This is a genomic window from Streptomyces sp. NPDC091282 (genome assembly GCF_044757385.1).
GTDB lineage: Bacteria > Actinomycetota > Actinomycetes > Streptomycetales > Streptomycetaceae > Streptomyces > Streptomyces gramineus.
This window is the reverse complement of the sequence record NZ_JBIVUX010000005.1, coordinates 47,701-66,157: the sequence shown is the minus strand read 5'-3', so window position 1 is coordinate 66,157 and position 18,457 is coordinate 47,701. Positions and strand designations below refer to the sequence as shown.

The 18,457-nt window shown below is 67.8% G+C and carries 22 protein-coding genes; 1 reads left to right on the top strand and 21 read right to left on the bottom strand.

Going from position 1 to position 18,457, the window contains the following annotated elements; genetic code table 11:
- From ACIQOE_RS23580 to ACIQOE_RS23480, 21 genes are all read right to left on the bottom strand, one after another.
- A complete protein-coding gene (locus tag ACIQOE_RS23580) occupies window positions 1-432 on the bottom strand; it encodes a hypothetical protein (RefSeq protein WP_401413499.1) in 432 nt (143 codons plus the stop codon).
- Window positions 429-932 carry a hypothetical protein gene (locus tag ACIQOE_RS23575; protein WP_401413497.1) on the bottom strand — a complete coding sequence of 168 codons (504 nt, stop codon included), beginning with the start codon at window positions 930-932 and terminating at the stop codon, window positions 429-431. Before ACIQOE_RS23575 ends, ACIQOE_RS23580 begins: the two co-directional genes overlap by 4 nt.
- On the bottom strand, window positions 929-2,377 hold the full coding sequence (locus ACIQOE_RS23570; protein WP_401413495.1) for a type IV secretory system conjugative DNA transfer family protein: 1,449 nt from the start codon (window positions 2,375-2,377) through the stop codon (window positions 929-931). Before ACIQOE_RS23570 ends, ACIQOE_RS23575 begins: the two co-directional genes overlap by 4 nt.
- A 29-nt stretch (window positions 2,378-2,406) precedes the next feature.
- Window positions 2,407-2,670, bottom strand: coding sequence for a hypothetical protein (locus ACIQOE_RS23565; RefSeq protein ID WP_401413493.1), 264 nt, complete (start codon window positions 2,668-2,670; stop codon window positions 2,407-2,409).
- A complete protein-coding gene (locus tag ACIQOE_RS23560) occupies window positions 2,670-2,990 on the bottom strand; it encodes a DUF6238 family protein (protein ID WP_401413491.1) in 321 nt (106 codons plus the stop codon). The genes ACIQOE_RS23565 and ACIQOE_RS23560 overlap by 1 nt, the downstream gene beginning before the upstream one ends.
- Window positions 2,991-3,049: 59 nt before the next feature.
- Window positions 3,050-4,486 (bottom strand): ATP/GTP-binding protein, encoded by a 1,437-nt coding sequence (locus ACIQOE_RS23555; protein WP_401413489.1) that lies wholly within the window; start codon window positions 4,484-4,486, stop codon window positions 3,050-3,052.
- Entirely contained in the window at window positions 4,483-6,009 is a 1,527-nt protein-coding gene (locus ACIQOE_RS23550) for an SCO6880 family protein (protein ID WP_401413487.1), read from the bottom strand. The genes ACIQOE_RS23555 and ACIQOE_RS23550 overlap by 4 nt, the downstream gene beginning before the upstream one ends.
- Before the next feature lie 6 nt (window positions 6,010-6,015).
- Complete coding sequence (locus ACIQOE_RS23545) at window positions 6,016-7,659, bottom strand: hypothetical protein (RefSeq protein WP_401413486.1); 1,644 nt, start codon at window positions 7,657-7,659, stop codon at window positions 6,016-6,018.
- The gene (locus tag ACIQOE_RS23540) at window positions 7,640-8,947 is read right to left on the bottom strand and encodes a hypothetical protein (RefSeq protein WP_401413484.1); all 1,308 of its coding nucleotides are present in this window, start codon (window positions 8,945-8,947) and stop codon (window positions 7,640-7,642) included. The genes ACIQOE_RS23545 and ACIQOE_RS23540 overlap by 20 nt, the downstream gene beginning before the upstream one ends.
- Window positions 8,948-8,950: 3 nt before the next feature.
- On the bottom strand, window positions 8,951-9,289 hold the full coding sequence (locus tag ACIQOE_RS23535) for a hypothetical protein (protein WP_401413482.1): 339 nt from the start codon (window positions 9,287-9,289) through the stop codon (window positions 8,951-8,953).
- A gap of 49 nt (window positions 9,290-9,338) precedes the next feature.
- Entirely contained in the window at window positions 9,339-10,316 is a 978-nt protein-coding gene (locus ACIQOE_RS23530) for an NlpC/P60 family protein (RefSeq protein ID WP_401413480.1), read from the bottom strand.
- A gap of 9 nt (window positions 10,317-10,325) precedes the next feature.
- Window positions 10,326-10,889: a hypothetical protein gene (locus ACIQOE_RS23525; protein WP_401413478.1), complete on the bottom strand. Its 564-nt coding sequence runs from the start codon at window positions 10,887-10,889 to the stop codon at window positions 10,326-10,328.
- A gap of 482 nt (window positions 10,890-11,371) precedes the next feature.
- On the bottom strand, window positions 11,372-11,920 hold the full coding sequence (locus tag ACIQOE_RS23520) for a hypothetical protein (protein WP_401413476.1): 549 nt from the start codon (window positions 11,918-11,920) through the stop codon (window positions 11,372-11,374).
- An 83-nt stretch (window positions 11,921-12,003) separates the two neighbouring features.
- Window positions 12,004-13,119 carry a DUF2637 domain-containing protein gene (locus ACIQOE_RS23515; RefSeq protein WP_401413474.1) on the bottom strand — a complete coding sequence of 372 codons (1,116 nt, stop codon included), beginning with the start codon at window positions 13,117-13,119 and terminating at the stop codon, window positions 12,004-12,006.
- Window positions 13,119-13,538, bottom strand: coding sequence for a DUF6195 family protein (locus tag ACIQOE_RS23510; protein ID WP_401413472.1), 420 nt, complete (start codon window positions 13,536-13,538; stop codon window positions 13,119-13,121). The genes ACIQOE_RS23515 and ACIQOE_RS23510 overlap by 1 nt, the downstream gene beginning before the upstream one ends.
- A complete protein-coding gene (locus ACIQOE_RS23505) occupies window positions 13,535-13,885 on the bottom strand; it encodes a DUF4326 domain-containing protein (protein ID WP_401413470.1) in 351 nt (116 codons plus the stop codon). Before ACIQOE_RS23505 ends, ACIQOE_RS23510 begins: the two co-directional genes overlap by 4 nt.
- Window positions 13,885-14,532 (bottom strand): ATP-binding protein, encoded by a 648-nt coding sequence (locus ACIQOE_RS23500; RefSeq protein WP_401413468.1) that lies wholly within the window; start codon window positions 14,530-14,532, stop codon window positions 13,885-13,887. Before ACIQOE_RS23500 ends, ACIQOE_RS23505 begins: the two co-directional genes overlap by 1 nt.
- An 83-nt stretch (window positions 14,533-14,615) precedes the next feature.
- Window positions 14,616-15,464, bottom strand: coding sequence for a hypothetical protein (locus ACIQOE_RS23495; protein ID WP_401413466.1), 849 nt, complete (start codon window positions 15,462-15,464; stop codon window positions 14,616-14,618).
- 421 nt (window positions 15,465-15,885) lie between these two features.
- The gene (locus ACIQOE_RS23490) at window positions 15,886-16,464 is read right to left on the bottom strand and encodes a WhiB family transcriptional regulator (protein ID WP_401413464.1); all 579 of its coding nucleotides are present in this window, start codon (window positions 16,462-16,464) and stop codon (window positions 15,886-15,888) included.
- Between the two features lie 57 nt (window positions 16,465-16,521).
- Window positions 16,522-16,836 (bottom strand): hypothetical protein, encoded by a 315-nt coding sequence (locus ACIQOE_RS23485; RefSeq protein WP_401413462.1) that lies wholly within the window; start codon window positions 16,834-16,836, stop codon window positions 16,522-16,524.
- 59 nt (window positions 16,837-16,895) lie between these two features.
- A complete protein-coding gene (locus ACIQOE_RS23480; RefSeq protein WP_401413460.1) occupies window positions 16,896-17,210 on the bottom strand; it encodes a transcriptional regulator in 315 nt (104 codons plus the stop codon).
- Window positions 17,211-17,555: 345 nt separating this feature from the next.
- Between ACIQOE_RS23480 and ACIQOE_RS23475 the strand changes: the two genes are divergently transcribed.
- A complete protein-coding gene (locus tag ACIQOE_RS23475) occupies window positions 17,556-18,422 on the top strand; it encodes a helix-turn-helix domain-containing protein (RefSeq protein WP_401413459.1) in 867 nt (288 codons plus the stop codon).
- Window positions 18,423-18,457: the final 35 nt, after the last annotated feature.

Sequence of the window (18,457 nt, the reverse complement as noted above, 5' to 3'; positions counted from 1 at the left end):
TCAAATGCCCGGACCGAATAGTTCTTGCGTTGGGATGGTGTCCAGCAATGTGTCGTTTTCGCCGTAATGACACCCCCGGCTCCAAGGTCTTTGGTGCCCAATTTCGGGAGCGCCGGGCGTAACCCTGGTAGTTTCCACTGCCGCAAGCTTCGTAAACACCTGCTCCGCCCGTCCGAGGCTCAGCCGCATCGTGCCGTATGGTCCCACCGAATATCCGGTGCGATGCCCGTGAAGGTGCAGTTCGGCGACCGCCTGAATACCGGCGTCGCCCGCTGGTACGTCGTCCGGCGGGATCAGCGCGTGCGGTTCCTCCGCCCACTCCCAACCGAGATCACGGAGCACGGTGCGGGCTTCCTCCTGCTCCCAGCCGCTTCGCGCCACCAGTCCGTGACGAGGGTCCATCGAAAAGACCATATTCGGGTCCGTCATCATCCGGCCGTCTCCTCGAATCGTCCCGCAGCTCCCGTCTCCTCGCCCTTGGCGGCGGGCCAGGCCGCGAGCTGGAATCGCGCTGGGCGCTCGTCGTGCTTGCCGACGCGGCACTCGTCGCCGGCTTTGCCCAGCGTCTTGTTCATCCGTGTGAGGAAGCGGTCGTATTGGTCGTGCCAGATCAGCGCCGAGCCCGCGTCCACGTGGGCGTCTCCCCTGGCGAAGGCCAGGGCCGCGATCTCGTATGCCAGGCTCTCGTGCTTCGCCCAGCAGGGTGGGATCACATCCTGCGGTTGCCAGGCGTACGTCCGGTTCAGCCAGCGGCACACGGAGTCGAGCCAGGCGGGCATCGGCGCGATCAACTCGGCGGAAAGGGCCCCGAGGTCCCACGGGGCGGGACCGTCGGTGGTCACGGATTCCTCGGTGCTCCGCTCCGCGATGTACTCCAGGATCAGCGCGGGCGGCTCGGGGAAGGGCTCGAAGTGGGTCAGGGTTTCGGTCATGCGGCAGCCGCTCCTTCACGGCTGGCCCACGCCGCCGCGTGTGCCTTGGCCTGGTTCCTCTTCTCGGTGGCCCGCCGGGTCCGCTCGGTTTCGTTGGCGGCTCGGAGGTCCCGGACGTGCTCCTCGATCTCGGACCAGGAATCCCAAGTCCACATGCCATCGAGCCGGGTGACGATCGGTGGCAAGTTGTCCGCGAGGACCAGGGCGTGGCCCTCGGGTAGGCCCCTGACCTCGTCTCCTCGGAGGACGGGTTCGAGCGCCATGTGCGTGGCCGTCGAGTGACCGCCGCGGTCCCCGCCGGACGTGGTCCGCGTCGTGCGCTCTCGCTCGACCTGACCACACAGGTCAGACATGTCTTTCAGGAAGTCGGGGTCCTTGTCCCCGGGCAGGACGATGACGTTGTTGGTGAAGGCCGCCAGTTCCTTGGCGGTCTCCTCGCCGAAGCGGGCACGAGCGGACGCCCACGCCTGGAGGCCGTAGACGACTGTGATGCCGCGGCCCCGGCCGTCAGCCACTCGTTGGCGTAGGGAAGGGATGGGCGCAATGTTCGGCGCCTCGTCCAGAGCCGCGAGGAGAGCGGGGTCGAGCCGCCCGGCCGGGGCGGCGAGAGCGTGCGCCTCCGCGAGGTCCAGCAGGTCTTCGGCTATCGCGGTGGTTAGCGGCGCAACACTGTTCACCTCGCTGTCCTTGCCCAGGAGATAGAGGGTGCCGCCGGCGTCGAGGAACGAGCCGAAGTCCGTGGGTTCCTCGCCGTCTCCCTGGAGGGCGTTGATCACCGACTGGTGCATGAAGGGTTCGAGTGCCGCGTCCAGGGTCGAGGCCGTGTTGCCGACGGTGCGGCTGTCTCCGGTGGTCGCCGTGCGGAGCATGTCCGCCCAGCCGGGGCCGGCGCCCGGGTGGGCGTCGAGGATGCCAAGGGGCGCCGGGTCGGTCAGCTTGCGGGCCCACCGCAGCACCCAGTCGAGGGACGCGCCGTCGAGGGCGGCGGCGTGGAAGAAGGCAGCGAGGATCTTGGCGGCCTGCCCCTTGTAGAAGGCGCTGCCTTCGCTCGACTGTGCCGCACTGTTGGGGGTGCGTGAGCCTGCGATGAACGCCTTGCCGCGCATCATTGCCACCTCCGTGTCGGCTGCGCCGTTGATCGGCGTCCACCGGAATTTCGGGAGGCTCGGCGCGATGTTCTGCGGGTCGAAGACCGCGACGGGGCGGCCATCCCGCTGCCGCGCGTCGAGGGTCAGTTCGACCAGATCAGGCTTGGTCGAGGTGGCCAGGACCGGGCCGGCCCAGCGGCGGACGAGCGGGGCGAAGAAGCGCAGCGTCTTTCCGCTGCCCATCGGGCCAATGACCCGGCACGCCTTGTCGGCACGGGACCAGAGATCGACACCCTTTGGACGTTGCGAGACGCCCAGCGAGTAGCCGTAATCGTGGGGGTCGAGGGGGTGGTGCATGACGTACTCCGGAGCGAGTAGGGGGACAGTCAGCGGACGGTGGAGCGCTTCTTCGCGAAGCAAACCCCGGCTGCGCGGCTGCTGTGGTCGTCGTTGCTGCGCAGGGAGGGCCTGATCTCGGTGGCCTTCAGGACTGCTTTGGCCGACATCTGGCGCTTGAGCTGTCCCTTGCTCGCGAATCCGGCGTTGCGCCGTCCGCGGTTGAGCAGGAAATAGAGCGTCACCAGGGCCAGGGCGAACACGGCCGTCACGGCGTACAGGGCCAGCGAGATGCCGCCGGGCATGAGGTCCACTACTCGGCCCTCCGGGCGACGCGGGCCGCCAGGTAGCGCATCCGTCGGCCGCACAGCCGCGACATCGACGCATCGGGGCCGGCACAGCGCGGAGGCGCTGTGTGGAAGGCGCCGTGCAGGTCTTCAGCGGCCCGCCAGATGTGGGCGACGGCCGAATGCACGCGCCCTCCGGCGGCGGAGTAGTCGCCGTGGTCCAGGACGAGGGCCAGTTCCTTCGCGTGCCGGGCGAGGTCGAGGGCTTCGGCGTGCAGCTGGTCGATGTCCTCTCGCACCGTGCGTTCGTCGGCGCGGGTCGTTGAGTGGTCGGTGTTGACGGTCATAGAGGAGGCTCGTTCCGAATCTGCGGGGAAAGGGGCGGCGGCGTGGCGGCGGTGGCCACTCATTCGGTGTCCGGGGAGGTGTTGGTCAGATCGGTCATCGAGCCGGAGGAGAAGCACAGGTGCTGCTCGGCCTCGACCAAGAGGTGTTGGACGCCGGGGTAGATCACTTCGCCGACCTTCCACAGCGCGATACCGCGGCGCAGGCGCATGATGTGCTCGGCCGTCCAGGACGGCAGGCCCAGCCGGGCCACCGTCGCTTCCGCTTCGGCTTTCTTCTGGCTGTAGATCACGATGGTGTCGGCCATCTTCAGGGCCGCTTGAGTCTCCGGGCTGTCGTCGATGTCCGACAGGTGATGGACGATGAAGATGCAGGACAGGCCGTATCCCCGTGCGAACTTGAGGAACTTCTCCAGCAGGCTGGCGAGTTGGGGTGTGCCGAGGATGTGCCAGGCTTCCTCGCAGACGAGGATGCGCTTGCGCTGGGTGTAGCGGCGGCAGCCGGTGTTCTGGTTCGGCCCCAGCTCCCAGGCGCCTGAGTTCGCGTCAACCACGATGCGGTCGTGTGCTCCCGGTTCCGTTCCGCACTCGCACAGCGGGCGGAGCCATACCTCTTCGAGGAATACGCTGATGACGGCGACGAGGATGGTCATGGCGACGCCGCCGGACGGGACCTTGGTCAGGTCGAAGACGATCATGTCGGCGTTGAGATCCACGCCGAGGCTGGTCGGGCCGTCGAGCATGCCGGCGAGGTCGCCGGTCGCGTCCTGCTCGCTTCCGCAGAGGCGGTCCAGGACGTAGGACGCCTCCAGGCCGTCACCGAGAAGTTCGTCCCGCGTGCGCTGCTTGGCCGTCGCGTCGGACTCTTCCGGGGACCGCAGCGAGGCGGCGACGTCGGCCAGGACCGGGGTGCGGCCGAGGTCCCCGGCCCGCTGGTGGGCCCGGCGGATCGCGATGCGGAGCGCGGAGCCGGCGAACTCGTCCAGGTTCCTGCCCAGACCGAGTTCCACGATGGTGCGCACCAGCTCGACTTGCCGCTTGCCCGCGATGGCGGGGTCCATCGGGTTGATGCACGAGGCGCCCCGGCCGCCGCCGGGCGCGAACTTCACCGGGGCCTTGCCGGTCAGCGAGCGCCCAAGTGCGGCCCACTCACCCTCTTCGCGCTCCTTCTGTTCCTTGGTGTCCAGGACGACGACCTGACGGCCGAGACGGATCTGTCGGGCGGCGTAGGTCTTGGTCAGGGCCGACTTTCCCCTGCCGGTGTCGCCCATCACGATCATGTTGCCGCCGGGCAGGCCGTCACCGAAGGCCGAGAAGGGGCAGTAGATGAACGCCTTGCCGCTGTACAGCTCGCGGCCGATGATCGCGCCCGCCGTGCCGAGGGTCGGCGGGGCGATGGGCAGGTACAGGGCCTGGCTGGTGGTCGTCTCGGTGTGGAGCGGACGGCGCACCGTCTCGTGCATCGGCGACAGCGGGGCGAGGTCGAGGAGATCAGTCACTTGATGCCTCCGGCGAGGGGAAGGGTCGTGGCGAAGGCGCGGGCGTGTTCGAGGTCGAGCCATTCGATCCGCAGGTGCGCGTTGCGGGCGCGGGAGGCGGTGGTGCGCTTGGTGCGCTCCAGCTCCTCGGCGCTGCGCGAGGAGATGGTGATGTAGCCGACGACGGCGGAGCCGGCCGCGCCGGAGGACGCGAGGGTCATGCCGCGTGATCCGGTGGCGGTGGCGGCGATCTGGTCGCGGGGGTCGATGGCCTTGCCGCGCTTGCGGTCGCGGTCCATCTCGGCCTGGTTGTTCGTGTCCTCAGCGAGCATCCGTTCCACGGCCTTGTCGTTCGGTTCGAGCTGCTGCGTGATCGAGATGGTGCGGATGACGTCGGGCATCCCGATGAGCAGGGGCGAGAGGAAGTCGGGGCCGACGGGGGTGGTCGGCCATCCGACGACGGCGGCCGTGGCGTGGTACCAGCTCTCGGTGGAGCCCGCCGCGCGGGTGGAGAGGTGGGCGCCGTTGCGGACGTCGACGTTGCGGGGGAAGGCGTGCGCCTGCTGAAGGTCGGTGTCCCAGATGGCGTGGTCCGGGTCGTAGGAGTTCCGGATGAACGCGGTCATCCGGCCCGCGTCCAGGGGCGCGATCACGGAGAGGTCGGCGTCTTCTGCGCGGGACCACAGCTCATCCAGGTACGCGGTCATCGCGGCGGCGATCCCTTCGTCACCGGTGCCGCGGGCGGCGCCCTCGGCCGCCAGGTCGCGGGTGAACTTCGCGTGGATGGTGATGTAGTAGCGGTGCTCCTCCGCGCTGGTCGACACGGCGTCGGCGAGCACGTCGTAGGAGTCCTTCAGCCACTGCGGGGCGTGCGCCGTCGCGGCCGACTCGTCGCGCTGCGCGATGAACCGCTGGTGTGCGTAGGGGTCGCTCTTCATCTGCCGGGCGAGGACCTGAATCCGCTTCACCGGGTGCTCTTCGACGTTGCCGAAGGCGTCGAGGAGTTCGCCCCAGCGCTCCAGGGCGACGACCTGCTCATTGACCTCCTTGCCGCCGAGGCCGGGCGAGGCGATCTCCAGCGTGGCCGTGACGCATCCGGCCTCTGGCTGGAGGATCACGACGGCCTGCTGCCCGCGGACCGTGACCGGCACCCACGTCATTCCCGTGACGCCCTCCGGCTCTACCAGGGCTGCGTCCGGCGGCGTGCCGTTCGCGCGCACGCCGGCCTCGACAGCCGGGGACACCCACACGCCGCCCGTGCGACGCAGCGCTTTGCGGTGGTACCGGTTGATCCGCCACCAGCGGTACAGCGTGCGCCGCTGGGACGTGCCCTTGGGCCGGTACGGGGCGTACACGATGACCAGGGCGAGCAGGATCGGCAGGACCAGGCACATCGCGGCGACGGCCGTGACGCCGCTGAAGAGGTAGCCGAACAGGATGCCGGAGACGGCGCCGATGCCGAGGACGACCTGTTCGCCGAGGTCGCGGCGGCCCACCAGTCCCGTGGGGCGGTGCTTTCCGAACTGATACGTACGAGTCGACATGGGGTGTCACTGATCCTTGCTGGGGTTCGGTCGTCCGGGTGCCTGGCCGCCCGAAGGCCGCGACGGCGGCGGGGGCGGGACGTAGGGCCCGGAACCCGAGGAGGTTCCTGATGCAGAGGAGGGAGAGGCGGGCGGTGTCGGACCCGAAGCGCCCGGACCGGGTGACGGCGGTGGGGGCGGCTGAACCGTGCTCGGAACGCCGTTGGCACTCGGCGGCCGGGCGGCCGAGGCGCGGCCACCGGCCGAGGACCAGTCCGGGGACGAGCTGACCACCGGATCGGACGTTGCCCCCTGCGGACGTGCGGCGGCCGGTGCACCGGACGTACCGGCGGAGTCCGCGCCCTGCTGTCCTTCGGACAGCTCGTGCCTTTCGCCGCCAGCGGCGTCGGTGCCCTGCGCGCCGGGGGAAGTGGTAGCCCGGTTCTTCGCCACGTCCATACCGGCCTTGGCGAGGGTGGCCCCGGCCGCGACCGGTCCGGCCACAGCCGTTCCGCCGCCCATCTTCGCGCCAGCGCTCTCGGTACCCGTGGTCTTGGTACCGGCAGACTTGGAGCGGCCGACCAAGGAGTCCTGCACCCGTGCGCCCATCGCCCGGTTGGCGTGCTGTCCGGGACCGTCGATCGCGGCGGCCGGCCCGGAGGACTGGGCGTTCTTCCGGTCGTGGTGGAGGCTGGTCATCTCGTCGCCGAAGGCCGGAACCCACTTGTAGAGGGTGGCCGACGCGAAGACGGCGAGAAGGAGGATCAGCGCGCCGACCAGGATCTTGGAGACTGCGTCGGACATGCTTCCCGAGGTGTCGCTGAGGATCGCGCCGCCGAGACCCAGCAAGGCGAAGAGGACCGGCTTGCTCAGGCCGATGGCGAAGAGCGCCCCGAACCACTTCTTGGACTTGCCCCAGAGATCTTTGTCGACGAGCCCCGCGTTGACGATGGGCCCGAGCGCGACGGCCACGTAGATGGCCGCGCTGCGGATCAGGAGTTCGATCCACATCAGCAGGGCACCACACATCATGATCAGGTTGACGACCAGCAGCTGCCCCACGCCCTCGGTGGGGTCCGCGGCCATGACCTTGAGGGTGTTCTCCAGAAACGGTTTGAAGTTGCTCGTCGCGTACGGCTCGAAGATGGCCGTGACCTCGTCAATGGCCCTCATCAGCAGGGCAATTGCGCCCGGGGTCAAAGCGTTGACCATGAACTGAAGGAGCAGGAAGCCGATGGCTTCACCCACGGCGGTGGTCACGGAGACTCCGCGGACCGCCCGCTTGGCCACAGCAACCAGCCACAGGGCCGCAGTGAGCAGACTGGAGGCCGCGAAAATGATCGCGTACTGCTTCAGGAAGCCGGCCGATGTGAGGTCGACCTTCGACGTGTTCTGCATCAGCTCCAGCATCTTGCGCAGGAACCAGATGTTCGCCTCGGTGAGCTTCTGGAGCAGGAACCCCAGTGGATCCGTCGCGAAGTCGATCGCCGCCCGCGCCTCGCACACCATCGGGATGTAGCAGAAGGGATTGGCTGACGCCGAGGGCACGAACACGAACCCGATGATCACGTTGACCATCGCCACCGTCTGGAGGCGGCGGCGCCAGCGACCCGGCGTTCCCTGCTCGACGACCAGCAGTCCGGGGGCATCGTCACGCAGTCGCAGGCGCATTGCTGGCACCCCCCACGTCCGCGAAGCCCTTGGCCGGGTCCGCCTCCTGCATGGCCGGCGGAGACGGCACCAGCGGCTCGGACGGCGTGACAGCCGTCGTCTTCCAGGTGCCGTCCTCCCAGACCAGGTCCACGATCATCCGTAGGAAGGCGACCTGCGGGCGCTCCGTCTCGTCGTTCCCGGCGACGCCGCCCACCGACGCCGTCCACAAGTCAACGCTCGCGGCCTGATCCGAATAGGAGATCGAGCGGGTGGCGAGCGCTGCGGTCCGTGTGACCAGCTCGCTGCCTTCGGCGGTCGTACCGTCCGAGCCGACGCCGCGGTTCTCTGTGACCAGACGAGCCGTCGAGTCGGCGTCCGAGGTGACCGAGTCCAGCACACTCGACGCGGCCGTGGCCGACAGCATCCGGTGCCGCCAGTCCTCATCGGTGAAGAACCGAGGATCGCCGTAGAGCATGGTCGCGCTGACGGCGGCGGCACGAGCCCCGCGCTCGCTGTGTCCGTACGGGGCCGGGAAGCCGCTCTGGTCCTCGGTGCCGCTCAGCACGGGGTCTTCTGCAGCAGCTGGAACGTAGTCCGAGAAGTCGCCCGGCACGTTGGACGCCTGCCGTGCGTCGATCGGAGCGACGAGCCCCGCCGAGGTCGAACTGTCCCTCAATTTCCAGTCGTTCGACTCCCAGATGAGCGTGACCGTCACCGACTGGAAGCCGTTCTTCGGCGTTGCGTGGCCGACCGCGCTGCCGCGAACCGTGGTTGTCCACAGCCGCACCATCGCGCCGTGGGCGTCGTAACCCAGAACGTGAGCGGAGAGGACGCCGGTACGGGCGATGGTCCTATTGGCGGAGGCCTTGGAGTTGTCCCCCCGCAGGGAGCCGACCGCGTTCTTGGCCGCGAGGTCGGCCTTCTTCGCCGCCGATCCGGCCATGCCCTTGGCCGCCATAATGGCCACCGCGCGGTGACGGGCGTCCTTGTCCGTGAGGAAGCCCGAGCTGCCGTACACCGTGGTGTAGTTGGCCGCAGCGGCCTTGGCGCCGGAACGGGTGTGCGGGTAGCCGACGGGGACACCGTGCAGCTCGCGCACGCCTTCGCCGCTCGCCTGCGGAGCCACGTGAGCGGGTGCGGGCGCCGAGGGCGCCTTGGTCGGAGCGGTGCCGGTCGCCATGCTGACGATCACCCCGGCCGCGGTGATCACCGCCGCACCGCCGGCGGCGATGCCCCAGAGACCTGCCGACGGGCGGCGGGCTCCGCTGGCCTTGAAGGAGACGTTCGTCCGTGATCGGGGAGCCACCGGTCACACACCCATGCTGTACGTGATGGCAAAGATGGTGCCGAAGCTGGCCACGAGGAAGACACAGGTCAGACCGCCGACCATCATGCCCTTGCCGCGTGAGCTGTCCATCGTTGAGTGGCCCTCACCGAACCAGCCCTTCGACTTGCCGACACCCGCGAGGAAGGCACCGGCACCGACGACGAGGACGACAGCCGCGATGACGCCAAGGATCACCTTCGCCGTGCCGCCGAGCTTGCTGAAGGGGCCCCAGTCCGGCTTCACGCCGGACACGACATCGGCACCGGCGGCGAGGGTCGTTTGCAGGGAGGGATCGGATGCGGCAGAGAGAAGGTTATGCATGTTCAGCCCCTTAGTGATGTAAGTAATGGTTTGAGATGCTTAGGCGTGATTAGCCGACGTGCCGCATCGCGATGATCTGCGGTTTCCAGTACGAGAGCGGCTTGATCCGGACCTGAGCGCCGGTGTGCGGGGCGTCGATGACCTGGCTGCCGCCGATGTACATACCGACGTGCTCAGGCCCGGCGGAGCCGGGTACGGAGAACAGCAGGTCGCCCGGAGTGAGTTGGGAGACGGCCTTGACGGCGGTCCCTGCGTGGACCTGGTCGTACGTGGTGCGCGGCAAGTTCACTCCCGCCGCTGACCAGGCCATCTTGGTGAGCGAGGAGCAGTCGCAGCCGCCCATGCCCCTGTACGGCATGACGCAACTGCCGCCCCACTGGTACCAAGTGCCCAGAGCAGTCTTCGCGGCCGAGATCGCGCGGGCGGCGCCCTTGCCGGCCGGAGCGTCCGGGCGGACGGCGTCGGCCCACTTCGACGCCAGTGAGCGGATGTTGCGGACGTAGTCGCGGGTCTCGGGGTACGGGGGGATGCCGCCGTACTTGATCACCGCGCCGCCGCCCGCGTTGTACGCGGCCAGCATGTTGTCCGTCGAGTCGCCCGGTACGTTCTTGACCTCGTCGGCCAAGGTGCAGTCGTAGGCGGCCTGCGCGGCGATGGCATCGGCGGGATTGCGGACGTCTTTGATCCCGTCGCCGTCGCCGTCCTTGCCGTGTTGGGCCCAGGTCCCCGGCATGAATTGCGCGATGCCGAGGGCGCCGACGGGCGAGGTTGCGCCCGAGTCGAAGTGGCTCTCCGTGTAGAGCTGAGCGGCCAGGAGCGAGGCTGTGACCTGCGGGCACTCGCCCGCGTGCTTGTTGATCAGTTCACGGACCCAGCCCGGCACGGGGGCGTCCGTCGTGATGCCGCCTCCCGGACCGGCCCCTTGCGCGGAGGCGCTGTCGGCCCCTCCGAACGTGGTCAGCATGGCGACACCGGTGATGAGCCCGGCCGTGACGAGTCCCAGGCCCGCTTGCGTGCCCTTGTTCATCGCGGCCCGTCACGCCCAGGGCAGGGCGGTGACGCGCCAGCCCGTGGAGGTGTGCTCCAGGCGGAGCGCGAGTTGTTCGCTACTGCTGCGCGGGTGCCCGGACTTGGGGGTGGTCGTGAGGGTGTAGCTCACGCGGACGAGAGCGGAGGAGGCTGTCACCGCGGGTGCCCCGTCGGGGACCACGGCGGCCGTGATCTTGGCCGTCTGGCGATCCTTCTCGGCCCGCAGCGCGGCCCAGGCGGCGTCCTGGCTCGGTCGCTTCTGGGCGAGTACGCCCGCGAGTTCCCCCGAGGCGAGCCGGGCGGCCCGAGCGCCGGCCTCGGCGTACGAGCTGTCTGCGCCGTCGCGGGCGTCGTGCTCTGCGTAGGCCACGGTGAAGGCCCGCGCGGCCCGCTCAACGTCGTGCGGGAGTCGGGCAGGTGAGGTGGAAGCGGTAGCGCCGCTGTACGGCGTCGCCGTGTCGAGGATGCCCGCCGAGACGGACTGCGGCGGTGCCGACGCGGTCGGGGCCGCGGAGGTGTCGTTGGCTGAGCTGGAGCAGCCGGTCGACAGGAAGGCCAGAGAACCAGCCACTCCTATCGCGGCTGATATGGGTATGAAGCGGGTGGATCGAGGCATGCGGGGACCACAACCTTGGTGCATGGGATTTCGGAAGAGCGAGCGGTGCGGCCCTGCGGGGGCGGAGGGCCGCACCGCTCCTTCGCAGGAAGAAGGGGGGATTCCTCCTGCGGGCTTTACCGGCGAATGCCGGAGAAATCGCAAAGCAGGCCGGAGCGTGTAGCTCTATTCGCCTGTCTCATCTGCGGAAGGGTTCGACCGTGTTTCGCATCTGCGAGACGGTTGAGCTGTCGAGCGCGTTACTCATATCAAGGCCATCAGCCCCTTCCGAGATTCGGGCGAGATCACGAGTTATCTCTACGGCCGGAAAGCGCCCTGTGGCGTTGGCCGTGCCTGAATCCTTGCAGGAGTTCGCGGACAACTCGAATCACGAAAAAAGCCGGAACTTAATTCTAGGAATTAAGTTCCGGCTTTCGTCCCGATGGAGGTTCTGCTGCCTACGCGGCCCCGTGGCGCAGGTGCTCGATCGCTACGCCGAGCCACGGCGTGGCCGGGCCGGACAGGAGCAGGGGCGCGCACGTGCTGTATGAGAGCACTACGACGGGCGGTTCAGCGGTGACGCCGGTTAGGAGGGCGTGGTCGAAGGGCATCCACTCACGGGCGCCCACCGGCAGGAGGCGCACCCCGGCCGAGGTGAGCACCACTCGGGCCGCGGTGTGATCGCGCCACTGGGGGAGGGCTGCCTCCTCCGCTTCCTGCCGCCGACGGGCGTCGAGGCGCCGGTTGGTCACCCAGCGCCGGCCGAAGGTCGGGTGGTGCTCGAAGTACCCGGTCGAGGTCGGATATTCGATGTCCGTCCCGTAGAAGCGAGCGGCGGAACACGACACGTCAGCGAAAGCGACTTCACCGGCCGTGAGGGCAAGGCCGCGCACCTGGACTGCCACAAGACCGCCTCCGTCCTGGAGGTGCAGCGTGAGCGCGGACGCTGCCCGTGCGGCATCGGTGCGGACGGCGTCCTCCGCCCGGTCGCGTCGGCGAGACCACATCGTCGTTCCTTTCTGATCAAGCGGGCCGGCCGGGGCCTGCGCTGCACAAGCCGCACAGGTCCCGGGCCCGTCATGAGATGCAATCACCAGAGGGCGCTGGAGGCGGCGGCGGGTGTCCTGGCCCCCTCGTCGTCCTCTTCCTTCAGCCGGGTCAGCAGCACACCAAGGCGGTCGTTGCTGATCGCCTGATGCTTGCGGACGGCGTCGCCGACAACCTCACGGCTGATCCGTCCGGCCCGGTCGCAGGCGGCCCGTGCGATCGGCAGCAAATCCGTCAGCCAGTCGTCGTCCGTCTCCCGGTTCTGCGAACCCTCCGGGCCGTCCGGGACGGACGGCTTTTCTCCGTCCGCAGCGTCGCGGACCGCCGCCGGAGCGGATGGATCGGTGGCTGGCGAAGGGGCGGTGGTCGGACCGTGGCCCGGCGATGCGGGAACCGGTCCGTCCGCAGTCCCGCCGTCCGTCTCCCCGCCGTCCGCCTCCGCGGACGGGAAGACCGCCGTACCGGCAGCGTGCGCATGGTCCTTGGGCTCAACCGCGCCTTTGTGCAGGTCAACTGCGGTTGCGGTGGACTGCACCAGTGCGGACGGACCGCCGGGCAACGGTTGGCGGACCGTCTGCACCGGTGACTCCAGCGGACGAGGACCCGGCTCGACCGCGACGCGTTCGAGCGTCGAAGTCTCCTTCCGGACCGGTCCGGGACCGGTCTCCTTCCCGTCCGGGACCGCCCGCTCAGCCGTCCGCGCCATCAGGATGTAGAGGTGGACCGACCCCGCCAGCGCGAGCGGCGCGAGCATCGAAAGTACCCCCACGACGCTGTCCGCCAAGTGCAGCGCGGACCGTCCGGCCGCCGGAGAATCGTTCAGCGTGATCGCGTGCAGAGCGTTCGCGCCGAGGCTCGCCCCGGTCGCCGAAAGGAACAGGACCCACGCGTAGAACCGCGCGGCGAACCGCTCGTGACGCAGGAGAACGATCGCGCGCACGCCGTAGGCAATGAACCCGTCGATGAACACCGGGAACAGGTAGGACAGGTTCTCCCTTGCGTGGATCGCGAGGGCGATCTGACGCAGGGCGTCGTACGAGAAGGCGAAGCCGGCCGCGCCGAGCAGGATGATCGCGCTACGATCCCACGCCGTCATACCGCGCAGGCTGTAGCCCTGCCGTTCGGTTCCCGCCGTCGTGTCTATGTGCGTGTGCGACATCAGAGGTTGCCCCCTTCGCGGGGCGCGATGTCCTGCCAGGCCGGGGTCTGCGAGAGGAGCTGTCCGAGCTGTTCCAGGGACGTCACCTCGTGCACGTGCTGACTCGGGCAGCTCACGCACGAGACCCGCAGCGAGAGCCGTTCCGTGCCGCCTTGGTCGGTGTAATAGAGCTCCAGGTGCTGGCCCCCGGTCGTGGCGAGCGAAGCGAAGGCTTGCAGGTGCTCTTCAAAGCTGAGCAGGCCCAGCACCTCCCAGTCGAGCGTGACTGCGGCATCCCCCAACAGGGTGCGTGCGTGCTTTGACGCGGCCGTGATCGACCGTGGACCCCAGGTACGGAACACCGCTTCCCGAGCGGTCTTGCGCCGGTCTTCCGCGCTGGTGAGCCGCTTGGCCGCAGCGAACATGATCGGGTGACTCATCGGGGGCCTTCCAGAAGATCGGTGGTGCGGAGTGCGGTTCCGTCGCCGGACTCGTTGGCGAGACGGAGGAGGACGTCTGCGTGGCACGGAGCGTCAAGGGCGCATGTGCACATCAGGTCGAGCCCGTGAAGCGCTCGGGCGAAGCGAGCGGCGTAGTGGCGGCCTACCGGGCCCCGGAGGGTGGCGGCGAAGAGATCCACTGCTTCCGCGCCGTCCATCGGAGAACCGAGCGGGGAGCGCACCCCGGCCGTGAAGGGGTTCGCGTACCGGCTGCGCGGGCCGACATATGCACAGGCTGTGGACAGTGCGGCGGCATCGCGGGAGGCTCCGCGAAGACGGACGGGCATCAGGCCGCCCTCCCGCCACGACGCCGGTCGGCGCCGATCATCGGCACCAGGGTCGTGACCATCTCCGCCAGGCGGCTCGCCACGCGCGCCCCGACGAAGTCGCTCAGGTCCGGCCCGTTCTCGTCGCGAGCCGGAAGGTTGGACGTGATGATCGTCGGTAGGCAGTGGTTGTACCTGTAGTTGATCAACCGGTACGTGACTTCCTCGGTCCATTCCGAGGTCTTCGCCGTACCGAGGTCATCGAGGAGCAGGTACTGGACCCGGCTGAGCCGTTGCAGTTCGTGTTCCGAGGCGCCCATGACCTGTGACGGCCGCAGGTTGCCGTACATGTCCGCCGAGTTCACGGCGATCAGCTCGAAGCGATCCGGTGCGCCGGCCGCGATCCTTCGCAAGGCCCCGTACGCCTGGTGCGTCTTGCCCGTCCCCGTGAGGCCGGTGAGGAGCAGAGCACCGGCGGTGGCGTTGTCCGCAAGGGCGCGGTCGGCCCACTGGACGACCTCCGGCAGCGTGGCCTCCGCGTCTCGGAACCGGGGAGGGGTCGCCCTCCGCCAGCGGCTCAGCGCATAGTCGGCCCGAGCCCGGCTGTGCCATTCGAGGTCTCCGGGGTTCTCTTCCGGTACCTCGTCGGCAGGGTTGGAGTCCGGCACGACCTGAAGTCCTTTCGCAGCGAGTATTCGTTCCATGGCGCGCATTGACCTGGCGCTGCCCGCGCGTTCCGGCTCTGCCATGCTCAAAATCCGTTCTGGTAGGCGCTGGGGGCTGCGGTGTTCTGAAAGGGGATCCAGCCTGCGGACTGTCGGCGCAGCGGCACGACATTTCCTTGTGGGACGGCGGCAGAAGCGTGAGACGGGAGATCCGCCCAGATTCGCAGCAGATAGCGGGCGGACTGTGGCGGCCGGTCGGCGTTCCATCGACGCGCCACCATCTCGACCAGACGTTCAATTCCCCAGCGCGCTGCGAGAGCTGTTACCCGGTCCCATTCGGATTCGGTCAGGCGCCAGCCGACGAGCATTCCAGCGCCCGTTATCGCTGTTACCAGGTCCTTCGCTCCGTCGGGAACCTTCACGGAGTCCTGCTTGTCGATGAAGTTCTCTCGACGCGGTCCCAGCAAGCTAGCTTGCTCTTTGGTGGTGGTAATACTCCCGTAGGGAGTATTACCACCACGCGTGCGCGAGGAAGAAACTTCCGAATTTTTGCGCTGAAACTTCCCGCTTCCACTTTCCGAAGCGGAGTTCTGGGAGGTAACTTCCTGGAAGTTGTTACCCTCATCGGGGCGGAGAGTGGGAAGTTTCTTCTCTGAACCGGTGCGGTCGCCCGCCTGGCACAGCAGTATCGAGTAGGTGTTGGGGTTGGAGGCTCCGCCTCCCCGCTCGTGGCTGAGTTCCCCGAGTTTCGCCAGCTCCCCCAAGCATTTCGTTATCGAGCGAGGTGTCAGGCGGGTGAGTCCGGCTATTTCGTCCAAGGTCAGCGTGGCCTTGCCGTTGTCGTCCGCCTCACGGGCCAGCGCCAGCATGACGAGGCGTGATCCCCTGCACGACTTTGATTGCGACCAGATCAGTTCCGTTGCTATGTCGCTCATCAACGCTCACCGCCAGCTACCGCTATTCGACGGTGGAGGGAGAGGCCGAAAGAGTGGTCGTCCTCCGGGATGTAACCGTTTTGGTGTGGCTCCGGAGCGAGGTATAGCGTTTCAGTTGGGAGGTAGAAATCGTGAGCTAGGCGCCAGTCTGCGAGCCTTCCGAATTCGCGCCTGATTACGCGGGCCACTTCTTCTTCGCTCCTGCGGTCGATGAGCATGCGGTAGAAGTCCGATTCGAAGAGGTGGGTAACAGACCGACGCTGGGGGTAAACCCGCACGAGTGCGGCTGAGGGTGCAATCTCGCGGATCGCGGCGCAGATATTTACAGGCCGAAGTCCGGAGGGGTTGTTCTGAAGCATGGGGGAGAACTCCGTGGACGCAGGGTCCGCCGTGCGGAAGGATCGTTTCTTCGGGAGCGGACTCAGGCGACGACTCGGAGCGAGGGGCTGCCTTGTTCGGCCTGCGACTTTCGGTAGCGACGTGCGAGCTTCAATAGGTACTCGTGCGTTACTCCGAGCCCGCGCGCGACAGCGGCCGCGTCGAAGGAGGGATCGGTAGCGAAGCGGGCGATCACGGCTTCCCTAGCAAGCTTGGTCAGGGGTGCGGTGCATCCTCGGAGCGCGCCTTCCACGGCTTTCTCGGTGTCCCGGTCCTGCCACGCGCGCCGCAACTCTGAGCGCTCGGAGGCCAAAAGCCCGCCTCGTATTCCGTACTCGTCGTCATCCTTGAGGGATTCCACCAGGCATCGGGCGGCGACGGCCACCGGGCATGACCCGCAGAGATTACGCGGACGGTTGAGAGAGATTCCCAGCTTGGTTTTCACCACGTCGGGGTCCTCTCGTGGTCCGTCTACGAGAGGCACGAACATGTTGATGTCCTGGTTCGTACACCGAGCCGATTCGGCCCAGTGTTTCCCCGGAGCCTTCTTAGACTCCTCTATGAGAGGTAGCCAATTTCCCTGGTGTGCAGCCTCGATGAGGCCTGATATGTCAATGCTCATTGATATCTCGCGATGTTCGCAGCGCCGCAAATGGTGACAGTCGGGCGCGAGAGGAGATCAGGAACGCTTACGAGAGCGCTTTGAGGGCTGAAGCGCCATCAGCGCCGACTCATCGTCCCTTTGGGATTTAGAACCAGGGCTGACGAAGTGCATATCGGAAATTGCGTGGAGGTCATCCTCCGTGAACTGAACGAACTTCCCGAACTTCCGGTGCGGGAGCGTCGATATGCGCTCACGCAGCCACTTCTCCGGAATGTTCAGCCGTTCGGCAGCCTCGCTGTATCCGATGTGCAGACGCTTGTCGCGGGAATCCGTCGCCCGGTTGCCCAGCAGGGCGTCCAGGCCGCCGGCCTGAGCCAAGAGGTCGACCACGGCTACGAGTCCCTGTACGTCCAGGGCCGGTCCGGCAATCGCCGGTGCCGCGGCCGCCATCACGCGTCCAGCCCGCGCAGTTGAGCCGTCCGCAGGTCGAAGGCGTGTCCGCCCGAGGCCGCCCATCCGGCATGGGGGAACGAGCGGATCATCCACCGGGCGATGGTGAGCGCCTTGGCCCGAGGGACGCGAAGGTGACGACCTCGGTCGGTCACGGCCGTCAGGCCAAGGTGGGGCCACAGGGTTTGAGGCCCCTGAAGGCGTACCTGCACGACGGCGGCCTCCGGCAGCATGGACGCCAGTTGTGCAGCCAGCCGTTCGGCCGGGCCCGAAGGGATCTCCACCTTCGGGTTGCAGTCCGTAGCAGGGGACATGCGACACTCCTCTATGTGGTAAGCCGCTCCGTCGTGCCATGCGAAAGGACACGGAGTGGCCGTGCGAGTGACCAGCGCCCTTGTCGGGGGCGGCGAATCACGAGCTGTCTGGCGTCCGAGAGCTGCGAACTCTCGGACGCCGGTGGCGTTTTCAGGGGAAGAGCCGCGCCCGAGTGCTGCGCGATATCCCCTCTCCACCGGACCGGTTCACGATGGGAACCGCAGGTGGGCGAAAGCTGAGAGGGGTGCGAACCCCCTCGTTTTTCGCTAAGATGAAGCTATCTTGGTTCGCATCAAAAGTCAACAGTCCGAGATTTCCTCGGTTCACACAAAAAACGAGGTCCGATGCCAGCTCGCCGTTTCGACAGAGAACGCGTGCGCTCGGTACGTCGAGCCGCCGACGTACCGCAGACCGAGGTGGCGTCTGCCCTCGGTGCTGCGGACTCGACCGTGGCGGGCTGGGAGTCGGGGGCTACGACACCCGACCAGGAGAAGTTGCCTGCTCTCGCCAGGGCGCTGAACCGAGACCTGGATGATCTCTTCCCGCGCGACGGCTCGCCCGATCTGATGGACCTGCGATGCGACGCCGGCCTCTATCGGTACGAGACCAGGGCGATCATCGGAACCAAGAGCGATGGCCCGGTGTCTGGAGCTGAACAGGGCGTCCGGCGGCTCAAGGACCGGTACATCCCTCTCCTGGCGGCTGCTTACGGGGTGACCGAGGACGAGTTGAAGCGTGCCCAGGAGCGGTCTTTCGGAGAGCCTGACGAGGTCGTCGCCGAGGCCGACAAGGTGCCGGAGACGCTGGCCGAGAAGATCACCCTCCTTCTGGAGCGCTCCTACCCGGGGCGCCCCTCGCCGGGAGATCAGGAGATCGCGGATGCGGTCAACGCTTACGCGGGCTCCGCGGTCACGTCGGCGGCGGGCATCGAGGACCTGCGCACGGGTGCGAAGGACGACCCGCTGCCCGTCGTCCTCGAAGGTCTGGCCAAGTTCTTCGACGTCTCGAAGTTCTACTTCGAGCAGAACGAGGACGTGGCCAGGCAGGTCTATGAAGGGCTTCGCCTCATGTACGCGGCCAAGCAGGGGAAGGTCGGCCGCGTCCGTGCCCGCGGGATGGGAGCCGAGGGGCTGCCGGCCGATGTCCTGTCGATCCTGAATGAGATCGCCAGCGAGGTCATCGAAAGGGCCGACCCAGGCAGCAATGGCTAAGCTCGCGCCGTCCGCGGTCGTGAACCTGGGACGTC